The 17,473-nt window shown below is 33.5% G+C and carries 19 protein-coding genes and 1 riboswitch; of the genes, 5 read left to right on the top strand and 14 right to left on the bottom strand.

Features of this window, described 5'->3' with window-relative positions; translation table 11 throughout:
- Window positions 1–159 precede the first annotated feature (159 nt).
- From ACQCPR_RS08840 to ACQCPR_RS08800, 9 genes are all read right to left on the bottom strand, one after another.
- Entirely contained in the window at window positions 160–390 is a 231-nt protein-coding gene (locus ACQCPR_RS08840; RefSeq protein ID WP_427138794.1) for a hypothetical protein, read from the bottom strand.
- 21 nt (window positions 391–411) lie between these two features.
- Complete coding sequence (metA, locus tag ACQCPR_RS08835; protein WP_090561369.1) at window positions 412–1,320, bottom strand: homoserine O-acetyltransferase MetA; 909 nt, start codon at window positions 1,318–1,320, stop codon at window positions 412–414.
- A gap of 74 nt (window positions 1,321–1,394) precedes the next feature.
- A riboswitch (SAM riboswitch) is annotated at window positions 1,395–1,502 on the bottom strand.
- Between the two features lie 65 nt (window positions 1,503–1,567).
- Window positions 1,568–3,574, bottom strand: coding sequence for a methyl-accepting chemotaxis protein (locus ACQCPR_RS08830; RefSeq protein WP_427138793.1), 2,007 nt, complete (start codon window positions 3,572–3,574; stop codon window positions 1,568–1,570).
- Between the two features lie 328 nt (window positions 3,575–3,902).
- Window positions 3,903–5,762 (bottom strand): ribosomal protection-like ABC-F family protein, encoded by a 1,860-nt coding sequence (abc-f, locus tag ACQCPR_RS08825; protein WP_427138792.1) that lies wholly within the window; start codon window positions 5,760–5,762, stop codon window positions 3,903–3,905.
- A gap of 119 nt (window positions 5,763–5,881) precedes the next feature.
- Entirely contained in the window at window positions 5,882–6,016 is a 135-nt protein-coding gene (locus ACQCPR_RS08820) for an RAxF-45 family protein (protein WP_427138791.1), read from the bottom strand.
- Window positions 6,017–6,075: 59 nt separating this feature from the next.
- On the bottom strand, window positions 6,076–6,312 hold the full coding sequence (locus ACQCPR_RS08815; protein WP_427138790.1) for a hypothetical protein: 237 nt from the start codon (window positions 6,310–6,312) through the stop codon (window positions 6,076–6,078).
- Between the two features lie 164 nt (window positions 6,313–6,476).
- A complete protein-coding gene (locus ACQCPR_RS08810; protein ID WP_090561379.1) occupies window positions 6,477–6,869 on the bottom strand; it encodes a sporulation protein in 393 nt (130 codons plus the stop codon).
- 5 nt (window positions 6,870–6,874) lie between these two features.
- Window positions 6,875–8,068, bottom strand: a complete 1,194-nt coding sequence (locus tag ACQCPR_RS08805) for an AI-2E family transporter (RefSeq protein WP_090561381.1) — start codon at window positions 8,066–8,068, stop codon at window positions 6,875–6,877.
- A 71-nt stretch (window positions 8,069–8,139) separates the two neighbouring features.
- Window positions 8,140–9,081: an LCP family protein gene (locus tag ACQCPR_RS08800; RefSeq protein ID WP_427138789.1), complete on the bottom strand. Its 942-nt coding sequence runs from the start codon at window positions 9,079–9,081 to the stop codon at window positions 8,140–8,142.
- Between the two features lie 143 nt (window positions 9,082–9,224).
- On the opposite strand from ACQCPR_RS08800, the gene msrA reads away from it, so the two are divergent.
- On the top strand, window positions 9,225–9,743 hold the full coding sequence (gene msrA, locus ACQCPR_RS08795; protein ID WP_090561385.1) for a peptide-methionine (S)-S-oxide reductase MsrA: 519 nt from the start codon (window positions 9,225–9,227) through the stop codon (window positions 9,741–9,743).
- Between the two features lie 304 nt (window positions 9,744–10,047).
- Window positions 10,048–11,649, top strand: a complete 1,602-nt coding sequence (locus ACQCPR_RS08790; protein WP_427138788.1) for an ABC-F family ATP-binding cassette domain-containing protein — start codon at window positions 10,048–10,050, stop codon at window positions 11,647–11,649.
- 180 nt (window positions 11,650–11,829) lie between these two features.
- Here the strand turns inward: ACQCPR_RS08790 and ACQCPR_RS08785 are convergent, their stop codons facing one another.
- From ACQCPR_RS08785 to ACQCPR_RS08770, 4 genes are all read right to left on the bottom strand, one after another.
- On the bottom strand, window positions 11,830–12,333 hold the full coding sequence (locus ACQCPR_RS08785; protein WP_427138787.1) for a YkvA family protein: 504 nt from the start codon (window positions 12,331–12,333) through the stop codon (window positions 11,830–11,832).
- Between the two features lie 181 nt (window positions 12,334–12,514).
- Entirely contained in the window at window positions 12,515–13,339 is an 825-nt protein-coding gene (locus ACQCPR_RS08780) for an STAS domain-containing protein (RefSeq protein WP_427138786.1), read from the bottom strand.
- 154 nt (window positions 13,340–13,493) lie between these two features.
- Window positions 13,494–13,694: a cold-shock protein gene (locus tag ACQCPR_RS08775; protein WP_090561394.1), complete on the bottom strand. Its 201-nt coding sequence runs from the start codon at window positions 13,692–13,694 to the stop codon at window positions 13,494–13,496.
- 178 nt (window positions 13,695–13,872) lie between these two features.
- Window positions 13,873–14,160: a DUF1033 family protein gene (locus tag ACQCPR_RS08770; protein WP_427138785.1), complete on the bottom strand. Its 288-nt coding sequence runs from the start codon at window positions 14,158–14,160 to the stop codon at window positions 13,873–13,875.
- 151 nt (window positions 14,161–14,311) lie between these two features.
- On the opposite strand from ACQCPR_RS08770, the gene ACQCPR_RS08765 reads away from it, so the two are divergent.
- The 3 genes from ACQCPR_RS08765 (at window position 14,312) to ACQCPR_RS08755 (ending at window position 16,654) form a co-directional block, all read left to right on the top strand.
- The gene (locus ACQCPR_RS08765) at window positions 14,312–14,593 is read left to right on the top strand and encodes an acylphosphatase (protein WP_427138784.1); all 282 of its coding nucleotides are present in this window, start codon (window positions 14,312–14,314) and stop codon (window positions 14,591–14,593) included.
- A gap of 218 nt (window positions 14,594–14,811) precedes the next feature.
- Window positions 14,812–15,489, top strand: coding sequence for a 5-bromo-4-chloroindolyl phosphate hydrolysis family protein (locus ACQCPR_RS08760; protein ID WP_090561398.1), 678 nt, complete (start codon window positions 14,812–14,814; stop codon window positions 15,487–15,489).
- A complete protein-coding gene (locus tag ACQCPR_RS08755) occupies window positions 15,461–16,654 on the top strand; it encodes a toxic anion resistance protein (RefSeq protein WP_427138783.1) in 1,194 nt (397 codons plus the stop codon). Before ACQCPR_RS08760 ends, ACQCPR_RS08755 begins: the two co-directional genes overlap by 29 nt.
- 108 nt (window positions 16,655–16,762) lie before the next feature.
- Here ACQCPR_RS08755 and ACQCPR_RS08750 read toward each other — a convergent pair whose 3' ends face one another.
- Complete coding sequence (locus ACQCPR_RS08750) at window positions 16,763–17,335, bottom strand: GNAT family N-acetyltransferase (RefSeq protein ID WP_427138782.1); 573 nt, start codon at window positions 17,333–17,335, stop codon at window positions 16,763–16,765.
- Window positions 17,336–17,473: the final 138 nt, after the last annotated feature.

Raw genomic sequence — 17,473 nt, 5'->3', positions numbered from 1 at the left:
AAAAATTTAATAACTATTTTCAACCTGAGTCCATATTTAGATGAACTCAGGTTGTTTTAATTTTCCACTAAAAGTAAAAGTCCCCAGTCTTTCTCTGAATTATGAGTTGTCTGAGAACCTAGTACCATACATCTTCTCGCCTGAATCTTATTTCTCATATCAGGAAGTCACCCATACTTTATATATATTTAATCCATCCTGCTGAGTATTGACTCTAAATGTGTGTATCGAAGCTAATCTAAAAGCAAGAGAATAAGCAATTTTGTAGTCTGGGGTTATATATCCATCGTAAATTCTTTCGTAAATTTCATTTGCTAAATAATCGCCCCAAACATCGGCTTCATACAATGTTTCAAAAATTATTTCTTCTCTTTTCCACCTAATATTCATAGCTACACCAACTTTGTAAAGTTATTCCCATTCATATGGTGTTTCTTGGTAAACATAATAATTCAACCAATTGGAAAATAGCAAATGTGTATGTGACCGCCATGAGTTCATTGGCTTTTGTGTTGGATCATTGTTTGGAAAATAATTTTCTGGAACATCAATCTCCACACCTTTTGCTATATCTCTTTGGTATTCATCTGCAAGTGTTGTTGCATCATACTCTAAGTGACCAGTAATCATAATATGCTTTTTATCTTTAGATATTACTAGGAAAACACCTGCATCTTCCGAATTGGAAAGCAATATCAGTCGAGGGTCTTGTTTAATCTCGTCGTATAACACAGCAGTGTAACGAGATACAGGTGCATAAAATTCATCATTAAATCCTCGTACTAATTGAATGGTTGGATCGGATAACCGATGACTAAATACACCAAAACATTTTTTGGGCAGGTCGAATTTACCAATACTATAATGATGATAAAGCGCTGCCTGCGCTCCCCAACAAATATGAAGAACAGAGGTCACATGCGTTTTGGACCATTCCATTATTTCAGTCATTTCTGGCCAATAATTAACATCCTCGAATGATAAATGCTCAATTGGAGCACCTGTAATAATCATTCCATCAAATTTTCTGTGTTTGATATCCTCAAAAGTAGTATAGAAAGTATCTAAATGAGTTTTACTAACATTTTTGGAATCATGTGTTGCCATATGTAAAAATGTCACATTTACTTGGAGGGATGTATTCCCTAATAATCGTAACAATTGAAGTTCGGTTTTCTCCTTTTCAGGCATAAGGTTCAAAATAATTATGTTTAATGGACGTATATCTTGAGTTATTGCTCGGTCGGTATCCATGATAAATATTTTCTCTTTTTTAAGAAGTTCAGCTGCAGGTAATTGTTTAGGTATATTTATCGGCAAAATAGTACTCCCCCTTAAATTTAAAAACCCTCTTTCCTTTATATAAGAAAAGAGGGTGAACGTTTTGCTCTCGATTCTTATCTTTCAAGAAATTATATCTTGTAGGAGTTAGCACCTTTCTGATAAATCAGAGGTTGCTGAAGCTTCAACGGGCCATGTCCCTCTGCTTCTCTTGATAAGAGTTATTAAATTATATTGTTCTTTATTAAAGAATATTAACATGTGTTTTCCAATAATTCAACTTCTTTTAAACTTTGAAACGATTCACTGCTTCCGCAAGTTTATCACTAAGATCTGTTAATGTCTCAGATGCTGTAGCTACCGATTGAATTGCTCGTAACTGCTCATCAGATGACGCACTCACTTCTTCACATGCAGCTGCAGTTTGTTCTGAAGTTGCGGCCATCACTTGAATAGTATCTACTACCTGATCTTTATAGTTGGAAACTTGTTCAATTTCTGCTGAAACTGCATCAATAGATGTTTGTAAACTATTCATCAATATTGATATTTCACTAAATGTTAACTCTGTATCAGTTACAACAGAACCCTGTTCACGGAATGTTTTGATGGTGTCTGTCATTTGTTCCCCTACAATATGGGATTCACTTTGTAGCTCCGTAATAGTTTGTTTTACTTCCTCTGTGGCTTTAGCAGATTGCTCTGCAAGCTTTCGCACCTCATCCGCAACGACCGCAAATCCCTTTCCATGCTCACCTGCACGGGCCGCTTCGATACTTGCATTCAATGCGAGGAGATTCGTTTGTGATGAGATTTCCATAATGGTTTCCATAACACTGCCAATCGCTTTTACTCTAACTTCTAAAGTTGTAAACAATGTAGACATGGAGGTAAGATTAGACTCCCAGTTTTGGAAAGAAGTTTTCAATTCACTCATTTGGTTTTGACCATTTGTATTCATTAAATTTGCTTTAGTAGCTATATCAGTCATCGTTATTGATTTTTCGTTAATGAGATTGATTTGCTCGCTTAAGTGTACGGAACTCTCGGTTACTTCACCAGCATCTTCTGCTGATTTAGATGCACCTTCTGCAATTTCACTAACTGCTAATGACACTTGTTCCGCTGAAGCATTTGTTTCTTCAGCTACAGCACTTAAATTTTCAGAATTTGACTGCACATTATTTGCGGACTCTTTTACAACCTGAATAATTTCATTCATACTGCTAGTCATTTTGTTAAAGTTTGTAGCAAGTTGACCAATTTCGTCCTTAGACCTTATATTCGCTTGTACAGTTAAATCTCCATCAGCAATAGAATCCATTAATTTTTTTAGTTGTCCGATTGGTTTTAAAATAGCGCTAATCATGAAATATAATACGATAAATATGGTTGCCTCAATGGCTAAAACAATTATTATTATCATTGTACGTATACTGTCTGCTGTTTGGTTTATCTTATTTCCCTCATAAACAGCTCCTATTTTCCAATCCAATTCTGGTATAGTTGTAAATACAGTAATTGTATTAGTACTCTCCGTTCCGTCAGTTACATTTCCACTTTCCGAGGAACTAGATAGCATTTTTTTGACTGATGAATTCTCAGATATGTTTTCACCAAATAAAGTAGGATGAACTATAGCATTACCATCTGCATCCACAATAATCGGATAACCTTCATAACCTAACTCATTGTTTGCTAACGTTTCTGTTAATTTGGATAATAGAATATCAATGGCTAGTACTCCAACCACTTGGCCATCTCTAATAACAGCTTTTGCACCAGAAATTGCATATTCTCCAGTAGAAGCATCTACAAAAGGTTTAGACCAGCTGAAACTGTCTTTATTGGAAACGGCATTTAAATACCATTCCCTTGAAGTAGGATCAAAATCTGCTCCTAGGTCTGCTTCTGGAATAATTTCAATCGATTTATCAGGTAAAGCTATATAGACTGAAGCTACAGCGTCATACAATGAAACAAATTCATTAAATCTAGTATCTAATCGTTTCTCTAATTGCTTGGCTAAAACTTTATCAGTCGCTTTAGCACTATTTTGAAAATCTACAATATCATTTGAAGTTGATAATTGAATAAGCCCTTTTTCATATGTAGCTAAATAATTCTGAATTGATGTAGACATTTCTTGAACTATAACTTGGCTTTGATCAATTAAATCTTTTTCCGTCTTTTTACTAATAGTGTTCGTACTAATGGTTATTAATGGTGCCATACTTACAATAATTAGAGCCATAACAGCAATAATTATTTTCCACTTTATAGATTTACGCATTACTCATCTTCCTTCTCTATGTATTGAATATGCTCCGATATGAATATTCCATATATAAGTATATTTATACTATTATATCGGCACAATGAGAGAATTTTAATGTATGAATAATAACTTGCTCTTCAAAAAAAAACAAATTTCGGGGAAATACCTTCTTATTTACTTTTCTATCATATTTTCTACAGATGATGAGTTTAAACATAATATTATTGAAAATAAAGGAACTAAAAATAAATCTTCCAATTTGAGATACCTAACTTGTAATCTCACAAAAGAGACCACCTTCTTAAAAGGTGGTCATTAATATTATAAGTAATTCTAATACTTCCTAACCAATCCATTCCTCCAATAAGATTTCAAGTTGTTCTTCTTTTGCTTGAATAGATTCGATAAGCTTTTCATAAATTCCCCAATCAGTTTCTATTATTGCATTTTCTTTTAAATATGAAATTTCACTTTCCAAACATGAAATTTCTTCATCAATTGTTCGCTCTTTTACACGTTCCCTTGTTGGTTGTTTAGTTTTAGTCTTTTTCTCTGAAACATCTTCTACTTCTCGCTTAGAATACATTTCCTCCCATTTTGTTCTAGCCCACTCATATGGTCCTTCAAATGTAGTCAGTTGGGCTTTTTCCAACCAGACAGTTTTAGGAAATAATTTATTTAAAAAATACCGATCATGTGATACGGCCAATATACTTCCATCAAAATCAGCTAAAGCATCTTCAAGTACTTCTCTGGACTCAATATCTAAATGGTTCGTCGGTTCATCAAGAATTAGGAGATTAATATCCTGATGCATGAGCTGTGCTAAGCGAAGTCTCATGCGCTCACCACCGCTTAAATCACCTATTCGCTTAAATACATCTGGTCCATAGAACATAAATTTTGCAAGAATATGTCGTGCATCTCCCTCGACCACATTTAACTCACTTCGAAATACATCAATTAGCCTAGACTTCGGATCCTGAATTTCATAATGCTGCGACAAATAACCTGCCCTGACATTACTACCTAACCGAGCTTCTCCATTGTCAATAGTTATCTCTCCACGCAGAAGATTTAATATAGTGGATTTACCAGAACCGTTTCGACCAACTATCGCAACTCGGTCCTTCCAGTATAGATTTAGCTGAGCATTTTCTAGTAATGCTTTATCACCAAATGATTTATATACATTTTTCATCATTACTACTTCTTTTCCACTTCTAGAAGCAAATTCAAAGGAAAGCTTCATCTTTTTAGGGTCGATTAAAGGTTTTCTAACTTTTACCATTCTCTCTAGTGCCCTTTCCATATTACGTGCCTGACGAAATAACTTTGGATTTGGTGGAACCGCTTCATTTGCCCATTGTCTGAGTCGTCTTATTGCATCCTTCATTTTTTTGATCTTTTTCTGTTGTTCCTCATACTCCTGGAACTCACGCATTAATCTAGCTTCTTTCTCTAAAATAAAGGAAGAATAATCTCCATGATAAAGAGAAAGCTCACCTTCTTCTAAATCTGCAATTTTGTTTACGACCTGGTCTAAGAAATATCTGTCATGCGATATAATTACAACAGTCCCTGAATAGTTAACCAAATATTGTTCCAACCACTCAACTGCAAATATATCTAAATGATTCGTCGGTTCATCCAACAATAATATATCTGGATTTGACAGTAAAATTTTCCCAAGCATTATTTTTGTTTGTTCCCCACCACTTAAACTAGCAAATGATTGGTTTACGAATTGGTTCAACTGAAGTCCCTGCACTACTTTTTCAATTTCAGACTCCATTGTATAACCGCCTAAAAGTGTAAATTGTTCTTGTACTTCTCCGTATTGTTGGAGCAGGCGCTCCATCCCTTCTGAATTTAAGGTTGTCATTTGTTGCTCCATCAGAATCATTTTCTTTTGTAACTCCGTAATCTTTTGAAAAGCATAATGTAGAACATCAAGACCTGTAATATCTTCTGATAAAGTAGGTATTTGAGCCAAATAACCAATGGATACACCTTTCTTAAAGTTGATATATCCTTCGTCAGGTTTTTCATTTCCTGCTAACAATTTGAACAATGTAGTTTTACCACTACCGTTACGACCAACAATGGCTAACCTGTCTCCCGTTTTAATATCAAGAGATAAGTTTTCGAAAATCGTATTTCCTCCAAGCATTTTTGTTATATTTTGTATTGTACATATCATTATGATCGCTTCCCTTCAATTCTTTATGAGCTAAGAAGCGCCTTTTTTTTGCAACAAAAAAAGACTGTCTAAAAAGCACAGTCTTCTCCCTACCATTTAAGATCCGAAAGAATGACTTCTTAGCTATGAAAATTACTTTGAAATTGTCTGAAAATGGACAGACCTGTCCCGTTGTTAGCAATTTCATGAGTAATTGCACAAGAAGTGGATAAAAATTCCAACATAAAATATTGTGCATTCATAGCGTTTTTCATTCTTTCTTCACCTCCGTTCGAATTAGTTAAATAAATAATAGCATAATTATTCAAACAATTCAATCGTTTTTTTCATTTGGTTTTTCAAAAGATGGATCATTTATGGAATCGTCCACTTTGGGAATACCTACATCATTTTCTTCATTAACCTCTTCATTACCTGTATTTGGAATTTTTTGATCTTGATTGTCTATTTGCGTCTCAGGATTAGCTGGTTGATTGGAATCTCTTTGAAATCCACAGGCAGAAAGTACAAAAGACGAAATAATAAGTATCGAAAACAATCGTTTAAACATTTTTAGTTTCCTCCTAATTTAACATTAGAATGCTCTACCTTCGTAACTTTATACTTTATAATTTATTCAATTATCTTTTTTATTAACTTAAGTTGGATGATGTTTTTTGCCAAGTAGATTTCTTATAAAAAAAGAGCTCTAGCACGAGGCTAGAGCTTCATATATCATTCTTCAATATCAAAATAAATTTCATCTTCGTCGTTATATTCAGACCCATTTTCGAATAATACTGTTGTTCTTAAAATTAGTCTTGTTACTTCCTCATTACTATCTGGAATCCATCTTTCATCTGGCATAATTTCAAAAGGTATCATTTGCATATCCTTAGATGCAGCTGCTCCAACTAACTCAATTGAGTGCTTCGATACAATTTTAGGTGATTCACCATTTGTCAGTTTAAATACTTCTAATTTGATGTTTTCTACCGATTCATCGTGTACTCCTTCTATATATATTGTGCCCGACAGATTAATACCATGTTCAATATAAGGGTGATCGACAATCGTGTCTATCTTTATAGATTTTACTTCTATGGAAGATTCAAATTTCTTCGCCATTATTCTCAGTCCACCTTGTGATTTGTATACTCATAGTGATTTTCTATTACTGGTTCAAACTTATTATAACGCTTTTTAAACAATGTATAAAAGTGTGAAACGATTACTTTCAAAATTGCATATCCTGGAATTCCTAATATTACTCCTGGAACACCAAATAATGCACCTGATGTAATAAGAACAAAGATAATTGTAATTGGGTGAACATGTAATGATTTACCCATAATTTGTGGTGATATAAACTTCCCTTCTATTAACTGGACAATCGTCCAAACTATCGCCAACCCAACTAGCATAAGTGGTGATTTTACTAGGGCTATAATAGCAGCTGGAGTAATAGCTATCACTGGACCTAAATATGGTACTACACTTGTAACCATCGCTATGACTCCAAGTAGAAGTGCATACGGCATACCGATAATTGTAAATCCAATGAAAATCATTATTCCAATACACATTGATACTAGTATTTGTCCTTGAATATAAGAACTAATTTGTCTATCTATACCTGTAAATACAGATTGTAAATCATCTCTCATTCTTGGAGGAAACAACTTCAGAACAAAGTGGGGTAACTTCTCGCCGTCCTTTAAAAGATAAAAAACGATAAAAGGTACAGTTACTATAGCTAAAACAAAACTAGTTAATACACCAACAATCGATGAAATCCCAGTTATAATACCTGTTACAGTATCTTGTACAAACTCTCCTATTTCAGCTGGAAGACCATTTAATACTGAAGTAACATCATTCTCAATTTGTAAATAATATTCCTGAAAAATAGATGTTCGTAAAAATTCATCTAAGTCATTGAAGAGCTGAATAAAGTAAGTCGGTAATTCTTCCACTAATTTAAAGACTTGACCCTTTAAAAAAGGAAATACTAGAAACACTAGTAATGTTATTAATCCGATTAATACTAAGAAAATAATAAGTATGCCCCATACTCGTTTAATTTTTATTTTTTCTAATAAACGTAGTATTGGTCGTAATAAGTAATACACAATAACAGCTAGGATTATAGGTAAGATTACATTACCCAGAAATACCGTCAAAGGCACAAATATAAAAGAAATCTCATCATAAATCATAATAACAAGACCGATCATCAGTAAAAGAACCAATGAAAAGATAGTATTACGTCCACCTAAAAATTTTATGTATCTAGTAGAAAAAAAAGAAGGTTTTTCTGGCTCCACTTCTATCAAACTTCCTTTCTATATATATTTATTCTACGGAGGAAAAATAAATATGGCAATCTTAAAGCAAGTTATTTTTCTAAAAACTCTGTAATTGCGTTTTTGTTTTTCTCTTCGTCGAGTACAATGACTGACCCAGCATGACTATAGCGCTTAAATGAATATGTTCCTTCCACTGGAATTGTCATTTTTTCCATTTCTAACTGACCACTTACGAGTGCATCTAATACTCGTTTTGTTTTGTCAGAACGTGAATAATCTGTTTGGATATATCCCTCTGTTGCGCCAATGAATTTAGGTAAATTTGGTATATTTTCCATGGATAATAGCTCATCTTTTAAGATTTCCATCACCAACTGTTGTCTTCCAACTCGTCCAAAGTCTCCTTCAGCATCCGAACGGAAACGAGCATAACCGAGCAATTCTTGTCCATTTAAGTTCTGTTGCCCTTTGGTTAATGTAACACCAATTTTCTCTGACATGTCCTTCTCTACATTAACTGGAACTCCATCCGGTGCAATTATGTCAACAAGGGATTCAAAGCTACTAAAGTCTATTAATGCATAGTGATGAATTGGTAAATCGAACATCTCTTGCATTGTATCTTTCAATAATTGTACTTTCCCTAAATAGAAAGCTGTATTTAATTTGTAGGATTTATTTCCAGGGATATCTGCATATATATCACGCATGAAAGAGATTACTTTAACATCATTATTTTGCTTATCCCAAGAAAAAATCATCATCGTATCTGTACGAGCTTTGTCTTCCCCTCTGGAATCCACGCCTAGAACCAAGATGTTTTCTCGTTCACCCTGCTTAAGTACATCTCCTTTAAAGTCCATTGGTTCTTTTTTATCTGTGTCAGCTAATTTATAACCGCTAGAATATTGTGTAAATGTATAAATACCAACTCCTACAGCCGAAAATAATAAAATAACAAAAAGCATACGTCCTATTCTTGGACGTCTTTTCCTTCTACGTCTTCTAGTTTGTTGTAATTCTTCTTCCATCTTGAAATCTCCCCTTTATACCCTAATAATAACGTATTTCAGTTAGGAAAAGTTTCAGATTTTTGTACTACTACTAAACAAGTGGTAAAATCTATTATACATAATACAATTATCAATTAGTGAGAATAATAGGAGGAAAGATCATGGTAGAAACAGCAACTTTCGCAGGAGGATGTTTTTGGTGCATGGTAAAACCATTTGACACTTGGGACGGAATACATAAGGTAACTTCAGGATATATGGGTGGTCATCTTGATAACCCTACTTACGAAGACGTAAAAAAGGGAGATTCTGGTCATCTAGAAGTTGTAGAAATACAATTTGATCCAAGCATTTTCTCCTACAAAAAGCTTTTAGAAATATTTTGGCAACAAATTGATCCTACCGATGATGGCGGTCAGTTCCAAGATCGAGGAGAAAGATATCGCACTGCTATATTTATTCATTCAGATGAACAACGAGAGCTTGCGGAGCAATCGAAAGAACAGCTTGCAGCAAGTGGGAAGTTCTCTAAACCTATTGTTACCGAAATTCGTGATGCTAAAACATTTTATGAGGCAGAAGAGTATCATCAAGACTATTATAAGAAAAGCCCAACTCACTATAAAGAGGATCGTGCACAGTCAGGTCGAGATGAGTTTATAGAAAAAAATTGGAAATAGAATTTTAGATCTACACCAACAAAAGTACCTTCAAAATTTTGGATGACATCTGTTTATAAAGAAGGAATAAAATTTAGACGAAAACCACTTCAAAATTGAAGTGGTTTTCATCATTGTGATGCAGTCCTTTATTCTCGTGAGATGAAAAAGGAGACACTCCATTCCACTGATAACAGGGAAAACCTATTAATTAGAGCCTGTCTAGCAAGAATATTTGCTTTAACCCTCATTAACAAAGGGATTCTGTATTTTGTTTATAATTCATGTTATAATTAGTTCATTGTGAATTTTAGGAGGTACTAGCATGATTGCAGTAAGTAACGTAAGTCTTCGTTTTGGTGATCGTAAGTTGTTCGAAGACGTAAATATAAAGTTTACACCAGGAAACTGTTACGGTTTGATTGGTGCAAATGGAGCTGGAAAATCAACATTTATCAAAATCTTGTCTGGTGAAATTGAGCCACAAGAAGGTAATGTTATTATGAATCCAGATGAACGTTTAGCTATTTTAAAACAAAATCACTTCGAATACGAAGAACACACTGTTTTAGAGACAGTTATGATGGGGCATAAACGTTTATATGAAGTAATGAATGAAAAAAATGCTATCTATATGAAAGAAGACTTTTCAGATGAAGATGGTATGCGTGCAGCCGAATTAGAGGGTGAATTTGCTGACTTAAATGGATGGGAAGCTGAATCAGAAGCAGCAATACTTTTACAAGGTCTTGGTATTCCTGATGACATGCACCAAAAGAAAATGGCTGACTTAACTGGTTCAGAAAAGGTAAAAGTTCTATTATCTCAAGCCCTTTTTGGCAAACCAGATGTACTTTTACTAGATGAGCCTACTAACCATTTAGATATTAAAGCTATCCAATGGCTAGAAGACTTCCTCATTAACTTTGAAAATACTGTAATTGTTGTATCCCATGACCGTCATTTCTTGAACAAAGTATGTACACATATTGCGGATTTAGATTTCAGTAAAATTCAAGTTTACGTAGGAAACTATGATTTCTGGTATGAATCGAGTCAATTAGCTTCTAAATTAGCTTCAGATCAAAATAGTAAAAAAGAAGAAAAAATCAAAGAACTACAGGCATTTATTGCTCGATTTAGTGCCAATGCTTCTAAATCCAAACAAGCTACATCTCGTAAGAAAATGCTAGACAAAATAGAACTAGATGATATTAGACCATCATCTCGTAAATATCCATATGTAAATTTCGCGATGAAACGTGAAATCGGTAATGATGTATTACAAGTTCAAGATTTAGGTCATTCGACAGAAGACAAAAAACTATTCTTTAATTTAAGCTTCACTATGAATAAAGAAGACAAAATTATTCTTTTAGGTGATGAATTAGCGAAGTCAGCTATATTACGTATCTTAGCTGAAGAAGAAGAACCAAAAGAAGGATCAATACGTTGGGGTATTACTACAACACGTGCCTACTTCCCGCTTGATAACGCAAAATACTTTGAAGGTAGTGAGCCTTCATTAGTAGACTGGTTACGCCAATATTCTCCAGATGATGAAAGCGAAACATTCCTTCGAGGATTCCTTGGCCGTATGCTTTTCTCAGGTGAAGAAGTAAAGAAAAAGCCTTCTGTTCTTTCTGGTGGAGAAAAAGTACGTTGTATGCTTTCAAAAATGATGCTTTCGGAATCGAATGTATTATTACTAGATGAACCAACGAACCACTTAGATCTTGAATCTATTCAAGCATTGAATAATGGACTTACATTATTCAAGGGTGCGATGATTTTCACATCACATGACCATCAATTCATCCAAACAATTGCAAATCGCGTAATCGAAATTCGTGAAGACGGATCTATCTTAGATAAACAATTGACTTACGATGAATTCTTAGAGTGGAAAGAAACACAAAACTTATAAGATAGATGAAATAAAGAGTACAGGATTGTGACAATGTGTCATGATCCTGTACTCTTTTTTGTTAATACTGTCCTTCTGTCTAAGTTAATCTCTTAATTTTTGTTGTTTTAACAATGATGAAAGTGCTCAAAGTAAATTTTTATAGGAAGTACTATTTAAATCTTCTTATCTTTAAAAGGATTAGTTTTTAACTAATCTGTCCTTTTTGGAAGTCATAATAAATCGACCGAGTAATGACCTTGTTGGTAATTTGCCTAGTAATGAATCACTTGTTTCTGAGATACTCTTCAGGACGTTTAATAATTTATCATCCCCTGCCCAATGTTCTTCAATCACTTCTGGTTTAAATTTATTTAATAACATGTTGACTACAAAAGTAGCTACAATTATATCGTCTATAAACCCTCCTGGCCCAACTAATCCTTCAGGTAATACATCTACAGGAGTGATGAAATACAATATCCCACTACCAACGAGTGTTTTACTTTTGGCATCTAATCTGTCATCGAACATCGACTTCACTAATAAATGAAATAAATCTGGCGCAAACAGAAGATATGGAGTAAACTTCCCTGCTTTCCCCGATTTACTTTCTACATAATCTGTGATCTTAGAACGTAATTTTATATAGAAGTCTTGTTGCTCCTCATAAGTTGGTAGCTCTTTCTTGAGTTCTACATTCATCGCCATATCCCCTTTCTCTTTTCACTATACCAAAAAAAAGACAATTTGAAACATTATAAGCATTTCTAAAACTAATCAAACATTTATACTAGGGTCAAGAGAACTTAAAAGTTAGGAAATAGCTAAATCCGAAAAACTATTAAAAGGTGATTCGTATCTATTTTCACGAACCACCATTCCTTTACTGTATTAAGTATTGGTTTAATGCTTGTTGCAGAGTAGCATAGGTTTTTGTTTCTTGATCAAACTTAATACCTAATTGAATCATTTGTCTAACAACATCCGGTCTTAAACCAGTAATAACTGTATCACAGCCCATCATTGAAGTACCATAAATAATTTTCATTAAATGATCTATTACCTCTATTTCCATTTTCGATATTCCCGATAAATCCATTATTAATGTTTGAATGTGTAAACGACCAATCTCGTTTAATATTTTACCCTCCATTATATTTGTTCTATAAGTATCCACTGATCCGATTAAAGGTAAGATACATATAGTTGGTGTAATCGGTATTATCGGTACCGAAAGTGCTTCCACTTCTTTTCGTTGTGATGAAATAAGGGCATCTTTATACGTAGAGTAGTTAATAAAGAATTCATTTAAAAAGTAATCTATTTGATTATTAATTTGTTTTTCTAACTCAAAAAAGTCATCGATAGAAATTTGTTGTACTTCATTGTTATATTTTTGAATAAAAGCCCACATCGTTCTCCTAATCGCTTGAATCCACTCCAACTTAAACGATAATGTTAAGGAAAATGTAGCCCATGCAATACCCTCTTGCCTTGAAAATGCACTAAGTTTATCCTGCTCATTTCCATCAATAATAAGATGAATAAGATTATGTGCATTATTGATCAGATCGATATCTCCAACTTTTAATATATCATCGATTTTCTCTCTAACATTCACAGCTTGGTTCAATAAATATTCTTCAAAATTTTGTTTGTTTGCCAGCAAATATTCTTTCAATTTATGATCAAGTAATGCCTCATCCAAAATTATTCCCCCTATGAAAATAATAAACTAAGCTCTTTATACCCTCGTTGAAAATAATTAAATCTACTAATATATATTTAATCTATCTGAATATGTATAAAAAATATAAAAAGTGAAAAAGAAGCACACCCTAACGGTGTACTTCTCTGTACTCTTATAGTTTTGTAACGTTTGCAGCTTGAGGTCCGCGGTTACCTTCAACTACTTCAAATTCAACTTTTTGTCCTTCTTCAAGTGATTTGAAGCCTTCTCCTTGAATTGCTGAGAAGTGTACGAATACGTCGTTTTCACCCTCTACTTCGATAAAACCAAAACCTTTTTCTGCGTTAAACCATTTAACTGTGCCTTGTTTCATTCTATTACCTCCAAAAAATTAATCAATACGTGAAAAAAATTCACATATTCCATGAAGTACCGATCTCACATCGATCACTTCATAGGATATGTGAATAATTAATACGGTATTTTTCACTTAAATTGTTAATTAAATTATATCAGTTGCTAGAATTTAGTCAATTAATTTTTTCGCAATTCTAAATAGTTTGTTGCATTTCATTCCATATTAGTCCATGGTAGATTTGTAAATCATCGTCACAGGAATCACAAAAACATACTTCTTTTTCTGACCAAAAAGCCCAGTATTTATCATCCTTATTTTTTTCTTTTGGAAATGTCTCCCGCAATTCCATAAGTTTACTATCTAAAAAGGATTTGGCCACTGCTTCATTTTCAAAAACATGCTTTTCTACGATATACTGTTCCCAACCTTCAAAAAGCCACCAGGGTTCGTAGTCTGCCTTCATGTAAATTACTTCATACATTTTCATCGCCTCTAACATTTTTTATTAACTCATATTTTACTTCTCCAATATAAAATGTCTACTTAAACGGCTTAGGAATTTATAAATTGAAAATTCCTACTTTTTCAGTTAAGTTATAGATACCATTATTTACAGGTTAGGAGACTTAGTTATGAAAAAGCGAGCTTTTATTCAAATGCACGGGGATGTGGATGGAGTAGGTTTTCGATTTCTAGTGAAACAAAAAGCTCAATCACTTGGATTAAAAGGTAGCTGCAAACAGACGAACGACAAACTTATCGTTATTGATATAGAAGGCGATTCAGAACAGTTAGAAGAGTTTTTAGAATATATTCAAAAAGGTGTTTCGCCTTTATCTCAAACAAATGCATTTAGTATTGAATTATATGATGATTTAAAAGGTTATACCACAATGGAGTCAGATATCGTTTAAATTTTTATGTTAATGAAACCTTCTTCTGATTGAATCGTATATAATAGTATAGAAAAAGTGAAACTTCAATCGATGGAGGTTTTCAAACCCACTGATTGTAAGTTGAGCCATTCAGGCTTTTACGGGCAGTTATCTCCCACTAATGCTTGGTACTTTGGCCCAAAACTTTAAGTGGGATAATTATTGCCCGTTAATGCGGGATAAAAGGAGGTAACATCATGAGTGAAGTAATTCAAACCTTCATACGCCATTGCTTAAATATACCGATCATGATTACTTCTTGGTTTGTTTTCTTTTTTTCAATCGAAAGTGGATTTTTTTGGAGTTCCGCTTTAGCTATAGGTGTATATATTGTTACTAATTTTTCGATAAAGAAAATACAACAAAGAAGAATTATGAAAAAACATCAAATGACCCTTTCTGAGTACTTCCATATCCAACAACAATTAAAAGAAGCAAATAAAAAGATAAAAGCGCTAAATAGTCAATATTTGAAGGTACGTTCTATTAGTTCGTTTAAACAATTATTTGAGATGAATCGATTAGCGAAACGAATTATATCACTTGTTAAATCTAATCCGAAGAAATTTTACCAGGCAGAAAATTTCTTTTATGCACATTTAGATTCGGCTGTAGAACTAACGTCAAAATATACACTACTAGTTTCACAACCGGTGAAAAACAAGGATATGAAGTTAGCATTACAAGATACAAGAGATACATTAGAATCAATTAGTACAGTCATGGAAGATGATTTAAACAATGTACTTGCCTCTGATGTAGAGCACCTTAAGATGGAATTAGACTTTGCAAAATTATCCGTTAAAACAGCAGAAAAACCTTTATATTTAGAAGGAGAATCAGAAGATGAGCGAAAAGTTATCGAATACAAGTGAAGATATATTAATGGACGAATTATTATCTAGTCCATTTAATTTGGATACTACTAAACCACAAGCAGTTTCTTCAGAAACAGAAGCAACTCCAACTAAATTGATAGATCGATTAACAGAAGCGGAACAGCAAAAGGCTCGACAATTAGCAGAACAGATTCCTGCTGGTAACTATGAAGCCATTCTAACTTATGGTGCTAATGCACAATCGGAGCTCACACGTTTTTCTCACCAAATGTTAGATCATGTTCAAAAGAAGGATATAGGGCCTGTTGGAGATATTTTAAGTGATTTAATGAAAAAATTATCTGAGATTAATCCAGAGGAGCTATCCACCGAGAAAAAATCGGGTATTAAAAAATTGTTTAGTCGTGTCAATCGCTCCGTTCAAGAACTAATGACTAAGTATCAGAAACTTAGTACACAAGTAGACCGTATCGGTATTCAATTGGAGCATTCCAAACGAGGACTTGTTGAGGATGTTCAAATGCTCAATAAACTCTACGATCAAAATAAAACTTATTTCCAGGCATTAAACGTCTACATTGCTGCAGCAGAATTAAAGCGAGATGATATAGTAAACGTAACTATTCCAGAGTTAAGACGTAAAGCAGAGCTTTCTAATGATCAAATGGCATTTCAAGAAGTAAATGACATGGCTCAATTTGTCGACCGATTAGAAAAGAGAGTTTATGATTTACAGTTATCTCGACAAATAACAATTCAAAGTGCACCACAAATACGTATGATCCAACAAACAAACCAAACACTTGCCGAAAAAATACAGTCATCCATTATGACATCTATCCCACTTTGGAAAAATCAAATCGCTATTGCTTTAACTCTAAATCGTCAGCAAAAAGCTGTTGCTGCACAAAAACAAGTAACTCAAACAACGAATGACCTATTACTTAAAAACTCTGAGATGCTAAAAGTTAATAGCATTGAAACCGCAAAAGAAAATGAACGAGGTATTGTAGAAATCGATACATTGAAAAAAACTCAGGAAAACTTATTACAAACAATTGAAGAAACTATGCGTATACAAGCAGATGGACGCGTAAAACGTAAAGCTGCAGAAATAGAAATTGGTCGTATGGAAGAAGAATTAAAACAACGTCTTCTACTTATAGCCGACCAATCTAAAAACCGTTCTTCTAATATATGAAGCGCCGATGATTAGATAACACATATACCACAAATAAAAAGAATTCATTTTAAAATCATCTTTGATTTTAAATGAATTCTTTTTTATGTCGCAATGTCGCAATAAAATTCAAAATGACTTTAACATGTTTTTCTTACTCTCTTCATTAAACACTATTACTTCATGGGAAGCATCATAGGAATCACCATAAAAATCCTCATCTTTATATGTGTGGATATTCTCGTACGTCCATTTCATTGCTTCATAAATTGCATACTCATCTTCATCTGATGGCGACCAATATAAAATTTCCAAAATAGTATTTTCACCTGTTGCAAGAGATCGTCTTGAATAACCAATACGGGTAGCATGTTTGAATTCTTCACGCGCATAAAACCTTAGACGTTTTTCTGAATCAGAATCTTCGTAGTTAATAGGCTCTACTTCCAATAGAATTACCTTATTTTTTTCTTTTAATTGATTCAATAACTTCCGTCCAAGGCCTTCTCCGCGAGCTTCCTTTGAAACAAATAAATAATCCACAAAGACAAAGTTCTCAAATTCAACGTACATTAATACATGTTTTGGCCCCTCATCTTTTATATAAACATTTCCCTTTTCGGTTAATAGTGTTTCCATATGATCTCTTGATTTCATCTCATCGACCGGAAAGTATTGATTGAGCTTTTCATACCAATTCATTCGGAACATTTCTCCTTCCAAAATTGTATTTTGCTCGGTTTTTTTATTTTTAAGAGAAACAAAATTGCCGAGAAAAATCCTCGATTATATTTATTCCCTATTTTCCGGGTCATAAACATATTAAGCTCTCTCTAACAG

Source organism: Psychrobacillus psychrodurans (genome assembly GCF_050209195.1).
GTDB classification, from domain to species: Bacteria; Bacillota; Bacilli; order Bacillales_A; family Planococcaceae; genus Psychrobacillus; species Psychrobacillus psychrodurans.
This window is presented reverse-complemented; position numbering and strand designations above follow the sequence as displayed.

What these genes read in the sequence shown, in the direction of transcription:
- ACQCPR_RS08815 (WP_427138790.1), bottom strand. Translation starts at nt 6,312, where the DNA reads ATGTTTAAACGATTGTTTTCGATACTTATTATTTCGTCTTTTGTACTT.
- msrA (WP_090561385.1), top strand. Translation starts at nt 9,225, where the DNA reads ATGGTAGAAACAGCAACTTTCGCAGGAGGATGTTTTTGGTGCATGGTA.
- ACQCPR_RS08750 (WP_427138782.1), bottom strand. Translation starts at nt 17,335, where the DNA reads ATGAATTGGTATGAAAAGCTCAATCAATACTTTCCGGTCGATGAGATG.
- abc-f (WP_427138792.1), bottom strand. Translation starts at nt 5,762, where the DNA reads ATGATATGTACAATACAAAATATAACAAAAATGCTTGGAGGAAATACG.
- ACQCPR_RS08755 (WP_427138783.1), top strand. Translation starts at nt 15,461, where the DNA reads ATGAGCGAAAAGTTATCGAATACAAGTGAAGATATATTAATGGACGAA.
- ACQCPR_RS08840 (WP_427138794.1), bottom strand. Translation starts at nt 390, where the DNA reads ATGAATATTAGGTGGAAAAGAGAAGAAATAATTTTTGAAACATTGTAT.
- ACQCPR_RS08790 (WP_427138788.1), top strand. Translation starts at nt 10,048, where the DNA reads ATGATTGCAGTAAGTAACGTAAGTCTTCGTTTTGGTGATCGTAAGTTG.
- ACQCPR_RS08770 (WP_427138785.1), bottom strand. Translation starts at nt 14,160, where the DNA reads ATGTATGAAGTAATTTACATGAAGGCAGACTACGAACCCTGGTGGCTT.
- ACQCPR_RS08785 (WP_427138787.1), bottom strand. Translation starts at nt 12,333, where the DNA reads ATGAATGTAGAACTCAAGAAAGAGCTACCAACTTATGAGGAGCAACAA.
- ACQCPR_RS08760 (WP_090561398.1), top strand. Translation starts at nt 14,812, where the DNA reads ATGAGTGAAGTAATTCAAACCTTCATACGCCATTGCTTAAATATACCG.
- ACQCPR_RS08830 (WP_427138793.1), bottom strand. Translation starts at nt 3,574, where the DNA reads ATGCGTAAATCTATAAAGTGGAAAATAATTATTGCTGTTATGGCTCTA.
- ACQCPR_RS08800 (WP_427138789.1), bottom strand. Translation starts at nt 9,081, where the DNA reads ATGGAAGAAGAATTACAACAAACTAGAAGACGTAGAAGGAAAAGACGT.
- ACQCPR_RS08775 (WP_090561394.1), bottom strand. Translation starts at nt 13,694, where the DNA reads ATGAAACAAGGCACAGTTAAATGGTTTAACGCAGAAAAAGGTTTTGGT.
- ACQCPR_RS08820 (WP_427138791.1), bottom strand. Translation starts at nt 6,016, where the DNA reads ATGAAAAACGCTATGAATGCACAATATTTTATGTTGGAATTTTTATCC.
- ACQCPR_RS08810 (WP_090561379.1), bottom strand. Translation starts at nt 6,869, where the DNA reads ATGGCGAAGAAATTTGAATCTTCCATAGAAGTAAAATCTATAAAGATA.
- ACQCPR_RS08765 (WP_427138784.1), top strand. Translation starts at nt 14,312, where the DNA reads ATGAAAAAGCGAGCTTTTATTCAAATGCACGGGGATGTGGATGGAGTA.